The organism is Pseudomonas urmiensis, assembly GCF_014268815.2.
Taxonomy (GTDB): Bacteria; Pseudomonadota; Gammaproteobacteria; order Pseudomonadales; family Pseudomonadaceae; genus Aquipseudomonas; species Aquipseudomonas urmiensis.
Window position 1 is genome coordinate 15,422 of record NZ_JABWRE020000002.1, and the last position, 15,576, is coordinate 30,997.

14 protein-coding genes and 2 pseudogenes are annotated in these 15,576 nt (G+C 63.3%); 11 read left to right on the forward strand and 5 right to left on the reverse strand.

Going from position 1 to position 15,576, the window contains the following annotated elements; translation table 11 throughout:
* Positions 1 to 312 precede the first annotated feature (312 nt).
* A pseudogene (locus HU737_RS26725) lies at positions 313 to 1,245 on the forward strand (HAMP domain-containing protein); the annotation flags it as partial.
* Between the two features lie 261 nt (positions 1,246 to 1,506).
* A pseudogene (locus HU737_RS26730) lies at positions 1,507 to 2,103 on the forward strand (methyl-accepting chemotaxis protein); the annotation flags it as partial.
* 3 nt (positions 2,104 to 2,106) lie between these two features.
* On the opposite strand, the gene HU737_RS25245 reads toward HU737_RS26730, so the two are convergent.
* Together HU737_RS25245 and HU737_RS25250 are read right to left on the reverse strand one after the other, a co-directional pair.
* Complete coding sequence (locus HU737_RS25245; protein WP_186555499.1) at positions 2,107 to 2,895, reverse strand: AraC family transcriptional regulator; 789 nt, start codon at positions 2,893 to 2,895, stop codon at positions 2,107 to 2,109.
* Positions 2,896 to 2,983: 88 nt separating this feature from the next.
* Positions 2,984 to 4,261: an acetyl-CoA C-acetyltransferase gene (locus HU737_RS25250; RefSeq protein WP_186555500.1), complete on the reverse strand. Its 1,278-nt coding sequence runs from the start codon at positions 4,259 to 4,261 to the stop codon at positions 2,984 to 2,986.
* Positions 4,262 to 4,379: 118 nt separating this feature from the next.
* On the opposite strand from HU737_RS25250, the gene HU737_RS25255 reads away from it, so the two are divergent.
* From HU737_RS25255 to HU737_RS25285, 7 genes are all read left to right on the forward strand, one after another.
* Positions 4,380 to 5,732 carry a 3-oxoacyl-ACP reductase gene (locus tag HU737_RS25255; RefSeq protein WP_186555501.1) on the forward strand — a complete coding sequence of 451 codons (1,353 nt, stop codon included), beginning with the start codon at positions 4,380 to 4,382 and terminating at the stop codon, positions 5,730 to 5,732.
* A gap of 2 nt (positions 5,733 to 5,734) precedes the next feature.
* Entirely contained in the window at positions 5,735 to 6,592 is an 858-nt protein-coding gene (locus HU737_RS25260) for a MaoC family dehydratase (protein WP_186555502.1), read from the forward strand.
* Between the two features lie 74 nt (positions 6,593 to 6,666).
* Positions 6,667 to 6,972 carry a MazG-like family protein gene (locus HU737_RS25265; protein ID WP_186555503.1) on the forward strand — a complete coding sequence of 102 codons (306 nt, stop codon included), beginning with the start codon at positions 6,667 to 6,669 and terminating at the stop codon, positions 6,970 to 6,972.
* Positions 6,969 to 7,718, forward strand: a complete 750-nt coding sequence (locus HU737_RS25270; RefSeq protein WP_186555504.1) for a methyltransferase — start codon at positions 6,969 to 6,971, stop codon at positions 7,716 to 7,718. Before HU737_RS25265 ends, HU737_RS25270 begins: the two co-directional genes overlap by 4 nt.
* Positions 7,719 to 7,740: 22 nt before the next feature.
* Positions 7,741 to 8,373, forward strand: a complete 633-nt coding sequence (locus HU737_RS25275) for a DUF4136 domain-containing protein (RefSeq protein ID WP_186555505.1) — start codon at positions 7,741 to 7,743, stop codon at positions 8,371 to 8,373.
* Positions 8,374 to 8,392: 19 nt separating this feature from the next.
* A complete protein-coding gene (locus tag HU737_RS25280) occupies positions 8,393 to 8,953 on the forward strand; it encodes a DUF4136 domain-containing protein (protein WP_186555506.1) in 561 nt (186 codons plus the stop codon).
* Between the two features lie 88 nt (positions 8,954 to 9,041).
* The gene (locus HU737_RS25285) at positions 9,042 to 10,772 is read left to right on the forward strand and encodes a pilus assembly protein TadG-related protein (protein ID WP_186555507.1); all 1,731 of its coding nucleotides are present in this window, start codon (positions 9,042 to 9,044) and stop codon (positions 10,770 to 10,772) included.
* On the opposite strand, the gene HU737_RS25290 is transcribed toward HU737_RS25285, so the two are convergent.
* Both HU737_RS25290 and HU737_RS25295 read right to left on the reverse strand, forming a co-directional pair.
* Positions 10,769 to 13,393 (reverse strand): PAS domain-containing sensor histidine kinase, encoded by a 2,625-nt coding sequence (locus HU737_RS25290; protein ID WP_367616069.1) that lies wholly within the window; start codon positions 13,391 to 13,393, stop codon positions 10,769 to 10,771. The genes HU737_RS25285 and HU737_RS25290 overlap by 4 nt on opposite strands.
* A complete protein-coding gene (locus tag HU737_RS25295) occupies positions 13,390 to 13,827 on the reverse strand; it encodes a TadE/TadG family type IV pilus assembly protein (RefSeq protein WP_186555508.1) in 438 nt (145 codons plus the stop codon). The genes HU737_RS25290 and HU737_RS25295 overlap by 4 nt, the downstream gene beginning before the upstream one ends.
* Positions 13,828 to 13,902: 75 nt before the next feature.
* Here HU737_RS25295 and HU737_RS25300 point away from each other — a divergent pair, with 75 nt between their 5' ends.
* Together HU737_RS25300 and HU737_RS25305 are read left to right on the forward strand one after the other, a co-directional pair.
* Positions 13,903 to 14,373 carry an A24 family peptidase gene (locus HU737_RS25300; RefSeq protein WP_186555509.1) on the forward strand — a complete coding sequence of 157 codons (471 nt, stop codon included), beginning with the start codon at positions 13,903 to 13,905 and terminating at the stop codon, positions 14,371 to 14,373.
* 112 nt (positions 14,374 to 14,485) lie between these two features.
* The gene (locus HU737_RS25305) at positions 14,486 to 15,268 is read left to right on the forward strand and encodes a response regulator transcription factor (RefSeq protein ID WP_189661855.1); all 783 of its coding nucleotides are present in this window, start codon (positions 14,486 to 14,488) and stop codon (positions 15,266 to 15,268) included.
* A gap of 51 nt (positions 15,269 to 15,319) precedes the next feature.
* Here the strand turns inward: HU737_RS25305 and HU737_RS25310 are convergent, their stop codons facing one another.
* Entirely contained in the window at positions 15,320 to 15,574 is a 255-nt protein-coding gene (locus tag HU737_RS25310) for a DUF3613 domain-containing protein (protein ID WP_186555511.1), read from the reverse strand.
* Positions 15,575 to 15,576: the final 2 nt, after the last annotated feature.

Genomic DNA, 15,576 nt, shown 5'->3' on the forward strand with positions numbered 1-15,576 from the left:
GATTTTGGTATGCCATATTAGCCCCGACACGACCGAATAGTCACCAAACCCGCCCTCGCCCAATAAATACGGGCTTTTTTTCTACAACAATCCCGAATCCTGCCGATGCCCTAGTACCTGCCTCATGCATCGACAAGAAAAATTCCGGGAGCGTGGATGAACATCAAGCAAAAACTGACCTGGGCCTTTGCCGTTATCGCCGGCTTGCCCATCGTCCTCGTGGCCACCCTGGTGGTCCTCAACCTGCGCGGTGAAGCCCGCGACGATTTTCTCGACAACAGCAGCCGAGAGATTCGTCAGGTCAGCAACGCGATGAACATCTTCTTCCAGGGCATCACCCAAAACGTCGAGTATCTCGCCTCGCAGCCGTTGATCGCCGAGGCAGACGGCAACGTGAAAAAACACCTCGCCGCCGACGCCGCACAAATTGCCCCCAATGACCAGGACAAGACGCTGTTCGACTTCTTCAGCCGCCTGGCCAAGAGTCACCCCGACTACGCCTATGTCTCCTATGGCCTGGCAGACGGCGGCTACGCCTTCTGGCCTGGCGATCCGAAAATGGCCAACTACGACCCACGCACCCGCCCGTGGTACCAGACAGCCATGGCCAACCCCGGCAAGACCCTGCGCACCGCGCCCTACTACTGGGCCGGCGATGATGCCGTGCTGGTCAGCACCGTACGCGCGGTGGCCAACCAGTTGGGTAACCCAGGCGGTGTGGTCAACATCGACGTGTCGCTCAAAGGCCTGACCGAAATCGTCAAACAGATCAAGCTAGGCGAAAGCGGCTACCTGATCCTGATGGAAAACAGCGGCAACGTGATGGTCGACCCGCGTGACGCCAGCCACAATTTCAAGCAGCTGGCGAGCTTTGGCGATGGCTATGTCGACTTGGCCAAGGCAGGCAAAGGCCTGGTTGAAGTAACGCTCAACGGTGAGCGCTACATGGCCAACGTCTACCCTGACGAGCAACTGGGCTGGACCTTCATCGGCCTGATCCAGCAAGACGAAGTGATGCAAACCACCACCCGCCTGACCTGGCTGATCGGCATCATCGCCCTGGTGCTGGCCGCGGTGTTCGCCATCGTCGGCGCTGCATTCGCCAAACTCATCGTGCGCCCGATCAACAGCGTCACCAGCGGCCTGGAAGACATCGCCCAGGGCGAAGGCGACCTGACCCGCAGCCTGGAAATCCGCGGCCGTGATGAAACCGCGCAACTGGCCAGCTGGTTCAACCAGTTCCTCGGCGCCATCCGCAGCCTGATCCAGCATATCGGCTCGGCCGCCGGCAAGATCCTCAGCACCTCGAGCCGCTCGACCCAGGTGTCCGCCGACATGTCCGAAGCCGCCGGACGTCAGCGCGAAGCCGTGGATATGGTCTCGACCGCTTTCCACGAAATGGTCGCCACCGCCAACGAAGTGGCCCGCTCATGCAGCCAGGCCGCACAATCGGCCGACAGCGGCCAGCAGCAAGCCCGTGAAGGCCAGCAGCAGATCGACGCCGCAGTGCAAAGCGTAGACCGTCTGAGCCAGGAAATCGAGCAATCGGCGCAGTCGATCCAGCAACTGGAACGCGACAGCAATGCCATCCAGTCGATTCTCGGCACCATCCGTTCGATCGCCGAGCAGACCAACCTGCTCGCCCTCAACGCGGCCATCGAAGCCGCCCGCGCCGGCGAGCAAGGCCGTGGTTTTGCCGTGGTCGCCGATGAAGTCCGGGCCCTGGCCAAGCGCACTGCCGACTCCACCGCCGAGATCGACGGCCTGCTCGGCAACCTGGCCAGCCGCACCGCTGAAGTCGCCCAGCAGATGCACGCCAGCCTGGATGTCTCACAGCAGTCGGTCAGCCGCATTGGCCTGGCCCGCGACAGCTTCGGCCAGATCCGCGAATCGGTGGACATCATCCGCGACATGAACACCCAAATCGCCACTGCCGCCGAAGAGCAACACCAGGTCGCCGAAGACATCAACCGCCATATCAGCCAGATCCACGGGGATGCGCAGCTGGTAGCAGAGCTTGCCCATGCGGCGCGCCAGGACTCGGAAAGCCTGGCCGGCCTGTCCAATGAGCTCGATACCCTGGTGCGGCGTTTCCGCACCTAAACGCTACAGCCGCAGCTCTCCGGGCGTGAAACCGAAGAGCTGCTTGAATGCGGCGATATAGGCTGAGGTCGAGTCGTAACCACAGCCCAGCGCCGCTTCAGTGACGCTCTCGCCCGACTGCAGCAGGGCCAGCGACGACAGCAGGCGCATGCGTTGGCGCCAGCTGCGAAAACTCAGGCCCGTTTCACGTTGGAACAGGCGCATCAGGGTCTTTTCCGAGCAACCCAGTTCGAGCGCCCATTGCTGCAGGGTCTGCGGCAGGTCGGGCGCGGCAATCAGCCCGTTGCACAGCTTCAGCAGCCCGGGATGACGCGGCAGCGGCAAGGAAAACCCCACCTCCGGCAGCGCTTGCAGCTGGTCAAGCAGCACGGCCACCAAACGCGCCTCGGCGCTGTCGCCTTCCGGGTATTCCACCGGCAACAGGCAAAACTGCTTGATCAGCTCACGCGCCAGGGGGGTTACCTCAAGCACTCGGCAATGGTCTGGCGCCCATGGGCAAGCGTCGCGCCGCACGTACAGGCTGCGCATTTCCGCCTGCATCGAGCTGGCGACGTCATGCTCGGTATCAGCAGGGATCCATACGCCCCACTGCGGCGGCGCGAAATAGCTGCCGTCGCTGGTGTAAATGCCGAGCACGCCGCTGATCGCGTAGGAAAACTGCACCCAGTCGTGGCGATGGCGGGTGGTCCAAGAGCCTGCGCCGAGGCTTTCGGCGCGGGCATAGACGGGCCTGGGTAACTGCTCCAGATTCGGAATGGGACGGGGCGCAGAAAGTTGTCCGATGCTCGGCATGACCTAATCTTGTAGTTGTGATCAGACAAGCGTATCAGGTTTGCCAGGGTGTCAGTCCCGGCCTCATCGCGGGGCAAGCCACCGCCTCTCAGCGCTCCACGATCGCCGTAACCCCTTGCCCACCCGCCGCACAAATTGAAATCAGCCCTCGCCCCTTGCCCGCGCTAGCCAGCAGCTTGGCCATATTGGCCAATACCCGCCCGCCAGTAGCGGCAAACGGATGCCCGGCGGCCAACGAGCTGCCCTTCACATTGAGTTTGCTGCGGTCGATCGAGCCCAGCGGCGCAGCCAGCCCCAGCCGCGTGCGGCAGAACGCTTCATCTTCCCAAGCCTTGAGGGTACACAGCACCTGCGCGGCAAATGCCTCATGGATTTCGTAATAGTCAAAGTCCTGCAGGCTCAGGCCATTGCGCGCCAGCAGGCGTGGCACCGCATACGCTGGGGCCATCAGCAGCCCCTCCTGGCCTTTGACGAAATCCACGGCCGCGGTCTCGCCATCGACCAGATAGGCCAGCACCGACAACCCCTGCTGCTCGGCCCACTGCTCGCTACCGAGCAATACCAGCGAAGCACCATCTGTCAGCGGCGTCGAGTTGCCTGGCGTCAGGGTGCCCAGACCGCTGCGATCGAACGACGGCTTGAGCTTGGCCAACTGTTCCAGCGTGAGATCCGTGCGCAGGTTGTTATCCCGGCTCAGGCCCGAGTAGGGGGTGAGCAGGTCATCGTGCCAGCCCTCGGCAAAGGACGCGGCCAGGTTCTGATGGCTGAGCAAAGCCAACTCATCCTGCGCCGCCCGCTCGATCTGCCAAGTCTGCGCCATACGCTCGCAATGCTCGCCCATCGACAGCCCGGTACGCGGCTCGCCGTTGCGCGGCAGTTCAGGTTTCAGGTGACCGGGTCGCAACTTTAAAAACGGTTTCAGCCGCTCGCCCAGGCTCTTGCCGCGATTGGCCTGCAACAAGATACGCCGCAAGCCTTCGTTAACCCCGATTGGCGCATCGGAGGTGGTGTCCACGCCGCCTGCGATGCCGCTGTCGATCTGCCCCAGGGCGATCTTGTTAGCCACCAGCAAGGCGGCCTCCAGACCGGTGCCACACGCCTGCTGGATGTCATAGGCAGGGGTTTGCGCGGACAAGCGCGAACCCAGCACGCACTCGCGAGTCAGGTTCATGTCTCGCGAGGCTTTGAGCACAGCGCCTGCGACCACTTCGCCCAAACGCAGGCCATGCAGGCGATAGCGTTCGATCAGGCCTTCGAGGGCGGCAGTCAGCATCGCCTGGTTACTGGCGTTGGCATAGGCGCCGTTGGAACGGGCGAAGGGAATTCGGTTGCCACCCAGGATCGCGACCCGGCGAGGTGAACGCATGTGTAGGTTCCTCCTGAAACAATTTGATCCGTACAGCCTAGGTCTTTTTAAAGCATTCGAACGACCGTTACATAAACTTGGTCCACACTTGCATGCTTGCCTTCAGGGAGACCCGCACATGAGTGATCGCTATCTCGGCTTTGCCAACTCCAACCTCGGTCGCCGCCTGGTCGACGCTCTGGGCCTGCCGCACCCGGCACCGCTGGAGCGCTGGCAGGCAGGCCGGCTGCGCCCGGTAGAGGGCGCCCTGGTGCTGGGCGGCGGGCCTTTGGCGAACCAGCTCGAAGCCATTGCCCCGCGCCTGACCGATGAGCTCTACAGCTTTGCCGGCAACGACTTGCAAGCACCGGCCTGGGTCGCAGGGCTTGGACCGAAGCTCAAGGCGGTGGTGTTCGATGCCAGTCACTTGTCCGACAGCGACCAGCTCAGCCAGTTGCGAGAATTTTTCCAGCCGCTGCTGCGCAGCCTGGCCCCCTGCGCCCACGTGGTGATTCTTGGTCGCGCCCCCGAGCGCATCGATGACCCGCTGGCCAGCGTCGCCCAACGCGCGTTGGAAGGTTTCAGCCGCTCATTGGGCAAAGAGCTGCGCAATGGCGCCACCGCGCAGCTGCTGTATGTCAGCCCGCAGGCTGAGGATCAACTCGAAGGCGCCCTGCGTTTCTTCCTTTCGCCTAAAAGCGCGTTTGTTTCCGGCCAGGTGCTGCGCTTGGAAGCCTGCGCCAGCCAGGTCCAGGACTGGACCCGGCCGCTGGCGGGACGGCGGGCGCTGGTGACCGGTGCCGCTCGCGGCATCGGCGCCTCTATAGCCGAAACCCTGGCCCGAGATGGCGCCGATGTGGTGCTGCTCGACGTTCCCCAGGCGCAGAAGGACCTTGATGGCCTCGCCGCCCGCTTGGGTGGCCGAGCACTGGCGCTGGATATCTGCGCCAATGATGCTGCTGCACAATTGATCAAAGCCCTGCCCGACGGCATCGACATCGTTGTGCACAACGCCGGCATCACCCGCGACAAAACCCTGGCCAACATGACCCCCGAATACTGGGACGCAGTCATGGCAGTCAACCTCAAGGCGCCGCAGGTTCTGACTCAGGCACTGTTTGACGCCGGCACTCTGGGCGAGCAGGCACGTATCACCCTGCTGGCTTCGGTCAGCGGCATCGCCGGCAATCGCGGCCAGGCCAACTATGCGGCGAGCAAGGCCGGCCTGATCGGCTTCGCCCAGGCGTGGGCGCCAAAGCTGGCTGAACGCGGCGCCAGCATCAACGCCGTGGCCCCAGGCTTTATCGAGACGCACATGACCGCCGCCATGCCCATGGGCTTGCGCGAGGCTGGCAGGCGCCTGAGCTCGCTGGGCCAGGGAGGTCGCCCACAGGATGTCGCCGAGGCGATCGCCTGGCTGAGCCAACCCGGCTCCGGTGCCGTCAATGGCCAGGTCCTGCGGGTGTGTGGCCAGGCCTTGATGGGAGCCTGACCATGACACGCCAATGGCACGACCTGCACAACCCCGACTCAAGCGCCAGCCTCTACTTGCGCGCCGCCAGCAAGCGCAAGATCAGCGGCGCCAGCCTCCCCGCGCAAGGCCTGCGCTGCTTCCTGCGCGTCAATCCCGAGCATGTGGCGGCGTATCGACGGCTTTGTCATTTCGCCGACGACGGCCGCCTGCCCGGCTCTTATCCCCATGTCATGGCATTCACCCTGCAACTGCAGTTGCTCACCGGCCGTGACTTCCCCTTCCCGCTCCTCGGCCTGGTTCACCTGCACAACAGCATTCAGATCTTGCGGCCGCTGGGCGGCATCGATGGGCTGCGCTTTGCGGTGTACGCCGACAATCTGCAAGCGCATGCCAAAGGCGGCACCTTCGACCTGATCACCGAAGCCGAAGACGGCCTCGGCCTGATCTGGCGCGAGACCAGCCGCATGCTGGTGCGAGGCTTGAAGCTGGACGGCGGGGCCAGCGAAGAGGTCGAGGTCGAGGTCGAGCCCGGCAACTTGGCCGAAGCCACCCGCTGGTATGCCGACAGCGATATTGGCCGGCGCTACGCCAAGGTCTGTGGCGACTACAACCCGATTCACCTCAGCGCTCCCAGCGCACGGCTGTTTGGCTTTCCCAAGGCGATTGCCCATGGCATGTGGAGCAAGGCCATGAGCCTGGCTGCCTTGGGTGGACATCTGCCGCGTGCAGGGTTTGAGTTCGCCGTCGATTTCCGCAAACCAGTGCGCTTACCGTCGGAAGTGATCCTCAGCGCGAGCCCTGCCGGGCCCGAAGGTGAGCTGCGCCTGGACGGGCATGGCGAGTTGCTGCACATGGTCGGCCACTGGCGTTCGCTCTGAGCGTTACCGCACATGTAGTTCACTTGCTTTACGCCGGGGCTCGTCCGAAGCTATGCGCCATGAGGAGAGCCCCGATGAACTTGCAAGAACTGACAGAACGCCTGCACCAGATCCGCGACAATAATGATTGGCGCGGTTTTCACAGCCCGAAGAACCTGGCCATGGCGGCCAGCGTGGAAATGGCCGAGCTGGTGGAAATCTTCCAATGGCTGAGCGAGGACCAGTCGCGCCAGCTGCCGCCGGAACAACTCGCCCATGCCGGCCAGGAAGTCGGCGACATCGTCCTTTACCTGTTGCTGCTGTGCAGTGAGCTGGGGCTGGACATGGAGCAGGTGGTACGCGCCAAGCTGGCCGACAGCGAAAGGCGCTTCGCCGTATGAACGACCGTCACTTCGATCAACTGGCGACCCGCTTCGCCGAGAAAATCTACGGCGGCGCCAAAGGCGCGATTCGCCTGGCGGTGCTCCAGGCAGACCTCGCTGAAGCCTTGCCGGATCGTCCGCTGCGCATTCTCGATATCGGCGCGGGCCTCGGCCACATGGCCCTGTGGCTGGCCCAGCGCGGCCATCAGCTGACCCTCGCCGAGCCGGCCGCGCCCATGCTCGACGGTGCCCGAGCGCGTTTTGCCGAAGCCGGCCAGCAAGCGACCTTCATTCAAGCGCCCTGGCAGGATTTGCTCGGCCAACTGACCGAGCCCTATGACCTGGTGCTATGCCACGCCGTACTGGAGTGGCTCGCCGAGCCCGAGAGCATCCTGCCGGTCCTGCATCAGTTGACCGCGCCAAGCGGCTGGCTGTCACTGGCGTTCTACAACCGCGATGCGCTGGTGTATCGCAATCTGCTCAAGGGCCATTTCCGCAAGTTGCGCAGCAATCACCTGGCGGGTGAGAAGCAGAGCCTGACCCCGCAAAAACCGCTTGATCCGCGTGAACTCAAGGCGCAACTTGAACCCATGTGGACGGTCGAAAGCGAAAGTGGGGTCAGGGTGTTCCACGACTACATGCCCAAGGAGTTCCAGGCCAAGGCCGAGTTGCTCGACCTGTTGGAAATGGAACTGGCCCACCGCCGTCATCCAAGCTTCGCCGGGCTGGGCCGCTACCTGCACTGGATCTGCCGACCACGCTGACCCTGCCCGCCGGGAGGACTACATGCCGTATCGTCTGCTGTGCCTGGCCCTGCTTCCCGTTGCCCTGGCTGGCTGCCAGGGCAGCAACCCTTATGTCGCCAGCGGCCGCCCGATCCCGCCTGCACCGGCCCAGGCAGCCAGTACCTTCGATAGCAGCGCTTACCCAGCGCCGCCTCGCGACTACGGCCGCTATCGCAGCTGGAGCTGGCGCAACGGCCAGTTGCCCAGCGGCAGCGCCAATGCCGATCCGGCGCAGTTGGCCGACGCGATAAGCGGCGCGCTCGACCAGCACGGGCTTCGCCCCGCGCGCGATAACGGCGCAGACCTGCTGGTAAGCGCTGACCTGCGCCTGGAGCGCCGCCTGCGCCAAGTGCGCGATTATGACTACGACCCCTACTATGGCCCCTACCCCTACGGCAGCGTCGGTTACGGCGGCTACCGCAATGGTTATGGCGCCTATGGCAGCGTGCCGATCGTGCGCACCTATGAAGTCGAGGTGATGGTCGTGCGTATCGACCTGTTCGATGCGCGCGACGGCCAACCGGTGTGGAGTGCCAGTGCCGAAAGCGGCAGCGACAAGGACTCACCCCGCGATCGCGAGAGCGCCCTGCGCGAGTCGGTGCACAAGGCCCTCAGCGGCTATCCTCCCAGTTAACGCTTAACGGAGAACCATCATGTTGCGCCGTCTCGTTGTGCTGTCATTCGCGCTGCTGCTTGCCGCCTGCTCAAGCAACAACGTTCAGCAGGATTTCGACGCCAGTCGCGATTTCGCCGGTTATCGCAGCTGGACCTGGCAGGAACCTGGATTGCAGTACCGCCCGGACGACCCGCGGATCAAGAGCGACCTCACCGAGCAACGCATTCGCCAAGCCGTGGCCGGCCAACTCGACCAGCGCGGCCTACGCCCGGTACAAGGCAATGCCCAGGCCGATGTCAACGTGCGCGCCTACCTGATCGTCGAGCAGCGCCAGCAGCAGATCACCACCAACTACGGCGGCGGCTGGGGAGGTTACTGGGGCGGCTACTGGGGTGGGCCGATGTACAACGAAACCCGAAGCGTCGACTACAAGGTGGCCACCATCCAGGTCGACATGTTCGATAGCCGCGACGGCAAACTGGTCTGGCGCGGCAGTGCCGAACAGATCATGAACAACTACCCGCCCAGCCCACAGGAGCGTAATGCGGCCATCCAGAAAACCGTCGCCCAGGTACTGAGCCAGTACCCACCGCACTGAAGCGCAATCAAGGCAACTTGCCATCATCTTGGCTACACTCCTTTGACCGCCGCCACGCTGTAGGGCCATGGCCGGCAAAGGAGTGCCCGTGGTTGTTCGTTCCGTTGTCCGCCAGCGCGGCGCGATTGGCCTGATGGCCGCCATTACCCTGGGTATGGCGCTGTTGTTCATGCTGCTGGTGGTCGATAGCGGCCGGCTCTACCTGGAACAGCGCAAGCTCCAGCGCATCGCTGACATGGCGGCCCTGGAAGCGCTCAATGGCGGGGGCAGTTGTGTTGCAGGGGTCGCTGATGCCAATGCCCTGGCCCGTCGCGCGGCGCTGCGCAACGGCCATGCTGATTCTCCGGATAGAACCCTCTTGGTCGAATGCGGCAGTGTCAAAGCGGCGGCTAACGGTATCCGGGCATTCACCGTTGATCCGCAGCAGACCCAGGCCATCCGCGTCACCGCTACGCACCAGGTGGCGACCAGCATTGCCGCAGGGGTCTGGGCCCTGGCCGACGGCAACGGCCTGCAGAGCAAAACCCGCCTGCAAGCCCAAGCAACAGCGGGGCGCACAGGCCCGGCCTTGGCGCGACTGTCGATTCGCAGCAGCCTGCTGACCATCAACACGGCCAAGAGCGATCAACTGAACAAGCTGCTCGGCGCCCTGTTGGGGACACAGATCAACCTGGGCGTGGCGCAATGGCAGGGCTTGCTCGACGCTGATCTCAATCTGCTGCGTTTTCTCGACGCGCTCGCCATCGAGGCGAAGGTTGCCGCCGGCAACTACACCGACCTGCTGAACAAAACCTTGAAAGTGGGCGATGTACTCGACGTCATGGCCGAAGTGGCCGCGCAGGACAATCCGCTGGTGAATGTCAGCGGCCTGGTGGATCTGGCCGTCGCAGGCAAGGATGCGGGCGGGATCGTCTTGGGCGAACTGCTCAACATCCAGAACGGCGGCACCAATGCAGGCCTGGATGCAACCTTGCAGGTGCTGCAACTGGTCCAGGGCACCATCCAGCTGGCCAACAGCAAGCACGCCGTAGAAACCACGCTGCCGGTCAGTGTGCTGGGGCTGGCGAACATCACCACGCGCTTGAAAATCATCGAGCCGCCGCAGTTCTCCGCCCTGGGCGATCCTTCGCTGGCGCAGGCCAACCCGATGGCAGCCGGGCAGATCTATGTGCGCACCGCGCAGACCCGGATTCTCATCCAGGTCAATCTCGGCCCGCTGCTGGGCGGGCTCAACCTGGGCATCATCCAACTGGTGCCCAGCCCCAGCCTGGACGTGGGCTTGGAAGTGGCCAGCGCCAGCAGCCATGTACGCGGCTACGACTGCAGCAGCGCATCGAGCAAACGCCTGCGCGTGAAGAACGACGGCGCTGCCGCCAAGGTGATGATCGGCACCATCGACAACAGCAAGTTCTTTTCCAACCAGCCGGTAACCGCCAGCCCGTTGGTGCTGTTGCGCGTGCCGTTGCTGGGCCTCGATGTCGGCTTGGGCGCCAACTCGCCGGTGTTTTCCCAGGCGGAAACCTACGACTACCTCAAGCCGCCGAATATCGACCAGTCACCCCCGGCAAGCCGCACCATGGACACCAAGAACATCGTTGCCAGCCTGGGCGCGACGCTCGGTGGGCTGGAGCTTTCACCACAGATACCGCTGGTGAGCGCCTTGCTGAATATCATCACCGGGCTGATCGGTGGGCTGCTGGGCTCGTTGCTCGATCCGCTGGTCAACAACCTGCTGGCACTGCTGGGCATCGATCTCAACGCAGTCACCATCGACGCCCACCTCAGCTGCCAGAGCGGCCGGCCAGAGCTGCTGATCTAGGCACACGGCAAGCTGATGCAGAAACAGGCACCGCCATTGCGGTTGTCGACGCTCAAGCTGCCGCCCATGGCGGCCACGATGCCATGGCTTACCGACAAGCCAAGCCCGGTGCCGACACCGGCTGCCTTGGTGGTGAAGAACGGCTCGAAGATCCGCTCCAGTAGCAGTGGGTCGATACCACCGCCGTTGTCTTGCACCCACAGCAATACCTGCCCGGCTGTGAGGGTTTGGTGAATGCAGAGCTTGCCTTGGCCGCCGCGCTTGTCCAGCAGCGCGTCACGGGCGTTGACCATCAGGTTGATCAGCACTTGCTCCAACTGATCCGCATGGCCCATCACCTGCGGCTGATCGCTGGGCTGCTCAACCTGCAGGGTCACGCCCTTGCCTTGCAGCCCCTCCTCGAGCAGTGCCACCGCCCCCTGCACCGCCGACCAGGCGGCAAAGCGCGTGCCTTCGACCTCCGAGCGCCGGCCGAATACCCGCATGTGGTCCACCAGCCGCGCCGTACGCTCGATCTGTGCCTCGATACGCTGCAGCTTCTGCTCCAGGTAGGCCGGGTCTACATCGCCATTTTGCAGACGCTTGAGCGCATTGGCCGTCGCCATGCGCATGACGTTGAGCGGCTGATTGATTTCGTGCAGCAAGCCTGTGGCCAACTCGCCCAAGGTGGCCATCTTGGCCCCCTGCAACAATTGCCGCTGACTACGCCGCACCTCGGTGTTGTCCCGGCCTACCGCCTGGACTTCCAGTAACCGGCCCTGTTCGTCGAACAGGCCGCGGTCGGCCCAGATCCACCAGGCATGCTCACGCCCAGGCAACTGCAAACAGATTTCCGCGCTGCTCATCGGCTGCTGCGGCGTCAGCGCTTGCAAGCGCTGGAGAAATTCATCGCGCTGGCCCTGGGACATCCACTGGCCCAAGTTCATGCCGACTAGCTGCTCAGGGCTACAGTGCAGGTAATCGGCCAAGGGCCGATTGCCGAAAACCAGGCTCAAATCTGGACGGTAGCGACAGATCATCGCCGGTGAATCTTCCACCAGCACCCGGTAGCGCTCCTCACTCTGACGGACCCGTTCAGCCGCTTCGGTCGCCTCACTGACGTCTAGCCACAGCCCGACCACTTCCCGCGGCTGGCCAAGGTCGTCACGCAGCAGGCGCGCTTCATCGAGGATCCAGTGATAGCCGCCAAGGCTGTCACGCAGACGCAGGCGACAGCGTACCTGGCCGTCACGTAGCAGACTGCGGGTGCGCTGCAACCACAGGCCATGATCATCGGGATGCACCGCCAGCCCGGGCTGGCGCGCCTGCTCACTGTCGTTGGCCCACCCCAGCAGGGGCGTAAGGCTGGCGCTGTAGAACTCGCCCAGCAAGGCACCCTCGACGCAGCGCTGAACGTAGATCACCGCCGGAGAGCTGGCAATCAGGTTCTCCAGCCGCTCACGCGCAGCGCCGGCCTGCTGCTCTTGCTCCTTGAGCGCACTGATATCGAGTAGAAATCCGCGTAACTGGCCAGCGTGCAGTTGACCTGCCCAATGCACCCAGCGCGGTACCTCGGCGTGCACCAAGCGCAGGCTGAGGTTCAGCTCGCGCCCTGCCCAGGCCTGTTCCAGGGCCAGCTGTGCAGGCTCGCGATCAGCGGGGTGCACAAGTGCCAGCCATTGCGCCTGGCTCAGCACGCGCGGCAAGCCAAGGCTGGCGGCTAGACTCGGGTCCAACTGCAGCGGCTCTTGTCGTGGCCATTGCCACCAACCGGCACCCAGCTGCCCTTGCAATTGATCCAGATGACACGCCAGGCGCTGCGCCTGGGCCTGATGCAAACGGCTCACCAACGGCTGGGCTAGCGCCTGCATCAACGGCTCTGCCGACTCCAGCTGCAACCTTTGCTTGACGCCAGCGCAGAGCAACCAGGCCTGCACCTGCGCGCCCTGCCGGTAAGGCAACAGGCAAAGCGTGGCACCGGCGCTACGGGTCAACCAATCAGGGTAAGCACGCGTGTCGAGCAGCGCGTGCGGCGGTAACTGCTCCAACCAGGACTGTAGCCGCTGCTGCTCGGGCCAAGGCCAGTCATCACTGCTGGCGTAACTGCGCCATTGTCCGCCCTCATGCAGCATCAATCGCAACGACGCCGCTTGCCAGTGCTCGGCTAGCCGTTGCAACTGTTCGGTCGCTGCCTGCACCAGATGCGCCTCGCCGGCTTCGCGCAGGGCATCACCGATCTGAACCGCCAACTGATGTTCGGCATGCTCGTGACGGCCACTGTCACGCTCATGCAGCAGATCGCCGATGTCGAACAGTTGCAGCATCCAGCCCTCGCCCTGGCGTAACAACCAGCCGCGGGTATGCAAGACATGGCCAAGCACGGTATGAAAATCCAGGTCCAAGGCCAACCCCTGCCAATCGGCAGGCTCACCTTCGAGCACCAGCCAGCTGTGTCGCTCAAGATAGTCATGGACCCGCGCACCGCTGTGGCTAGGCAAAGCCAGTGCGCTGCGCAGCGGGCCGGACAGACGTAATACCCGCGCCTGATCGTCCAGCCAGACCTGTAGCCCGATGGCCACCGGCGGCGCAGCTTCGGTGACAGGCAGTGGCGCTGTGCGCCAACGATCGAACAGGCCACTCACAGTTGCAAACTCGCTTGGGCCTTCAACTGCGCAGGCAGGCGTGGTACCTCACCGATTACCGGCAGCACCAACACCGGGACCACGGCGGTCAGGCGTTGCTTGGGGTAGGTGATCGTCACGGTCAGCAAGTCATCGACCAGGCTGACCTGGGTATCGTTGGCCTGGAAGGCCAACGACTTGGGCATCCACGCCAGTTGCTGAGCCACCACCTGGCGCGCCAGGGTCTGCGCCTGCGCCTGGAAGTTGGCCGTAGCCGGATCGAGCGCCACGCAGCGGCGCACCGCCTCACTGCTAGCCTGGTTGAACGACTGCAACATGAGCATCGGCAGCGCATAGCTGACCAGGCCATAGAACACCGCAAAAAACACCATGAATACCGCGACAAATTCGATGGCTGCTGCGCCTTTTTGCCGTCCTGCCAGGCCTGCTTGCATGATCGCGTCTACCCTGACTATGAAACCTGAATGACAGCATAGAACCGTTCAACGAATAGGGATGGCAATTTGCCAATGCACAGCATTGTTCTCTTGATGTGGCTTGCCTTGTGTACTGAACAAGATGTCCGTGAACGGCAGATTTCCAACACCCTGACGCTGGGTGCTGCCGCTTGCGCCCTGGCCTGGCTATTCGCCACCGGCCACAGCTGGATCGGCGCCGAGCCCAGTGATGCGGGCTGGGCGCTGGCCATCGTCATGCTGCTCACCCTGCCTGGCTACATGCTTGGGCGCTTTGGCGCGGGCGACGTCAAGTTGTTGGGCGCGCTGGCGCTGGCGACCAGTCATCAATACGTGCTCGGCACCTTCATCGGTGCCGGCATTGCCGTGCTGCTGTGGATGCTCAGCCGACGCCGGCTATGGACCTTGCTCAACCCCAAGGTCAAGAAACGCCTACAAGTCCTGGCCGAACAGGTCGGCGACAAACAGCCCTTCGCTCCCTATGTACTGGTGGGCTTTTTATTGACCGCGGTATGGATCCAATGAGTGACCATGCGGTCGGATAACTTGTACAGCCCTTGTACATAACCGCAAAGTGCGACTACTTTCTTAAGCGTCAGTGCGTCTGGCACGGGAGCGGGGCGAATCGAACAGGGAGTTGATCGTGAACAAGACCGTGAGTGAGGTGAAGATTCTGGTTGTCGATGACCAGGCGGTAATTGTCGAAGAGTTATGTGAATTTCTCGAAAGCCAAGGCTATGTGTGCGTTGCCGCCCACTCGACTGGCGAAGCGATCGAACGCTACCAAGCCGAAGACGCAATCGGCCTGGTGCTTTGCGATTTGCATATGCCCGGGCGCGATGGCATCGAACTGGTCCGGGCGCTGAAAGAGATTGCTGGCCGCCAGCGCATGTTCGAAGCGATCATGCTCACGGGCCGCGCCGACAAACAGGATGTGATCCGTGCCCTGCGCGAGGGGTTTGCCGATTACTATCAAAAGCCCATGGACCTCAACGAACTGCTCGAAGGCGTACGTCGACAGGAGCAGGCGCTGCTGGAGCGGCGGCGCAATTTCCGCGAGCTGGGCAGCCTGAACCAACGCCTGCAATATCTGGCGGACTCCATCGACGACCTTTACCAGGATCTGGAAAAGGCCCGCGGCCAAGGTGTGCACCGACGCGCCACCGATGCCGAAGAGCCAGAGGGTGAACTGCCGGCAGTGTTCGAGAAACTCTCGCCACGTCAGCTGGAAGTGGCCAAGCTGGTCAGCAAGGGCAAGACCAATTACCAGATCGCCTGTGAGCTGGGCATCACCGAGAACACTGTGAAGCTGTACGTGTCGCAGGTGCTGCGCCTGACCCACATGCACAACCGCACCCAGCTGGCGCTGGCCCTGACGCCACGCTCATCACCCCTGCACCAGCGTTTTACCACCCACTAGGCTCTGTACGAACTGCTTCCGCACTCGCCCATACTGCGTTGAAACGGGGCTCTAGTTGTTCTCAGTGCTGATCTTCACCCAGCGGAAATGGTCGGGGATCGGGTACTTGTAGGTTTCCAGCCAGCGGTACATCGATTGGTCGCGCTCGCTGGCGGTTTGCCGCTGGAGCTTGGTCGAGGCTTGCTGGTTGCTCGATTGCACGCGCAACAGGGCTTCGGTGGCGGTTTGCGCTGGCGGCTGGCGTGGCGGTTCTTCGGCCACTGCTGCCAGGGGAATGCAGGCCAGGAGAATTAAGGATCTGAGCATCG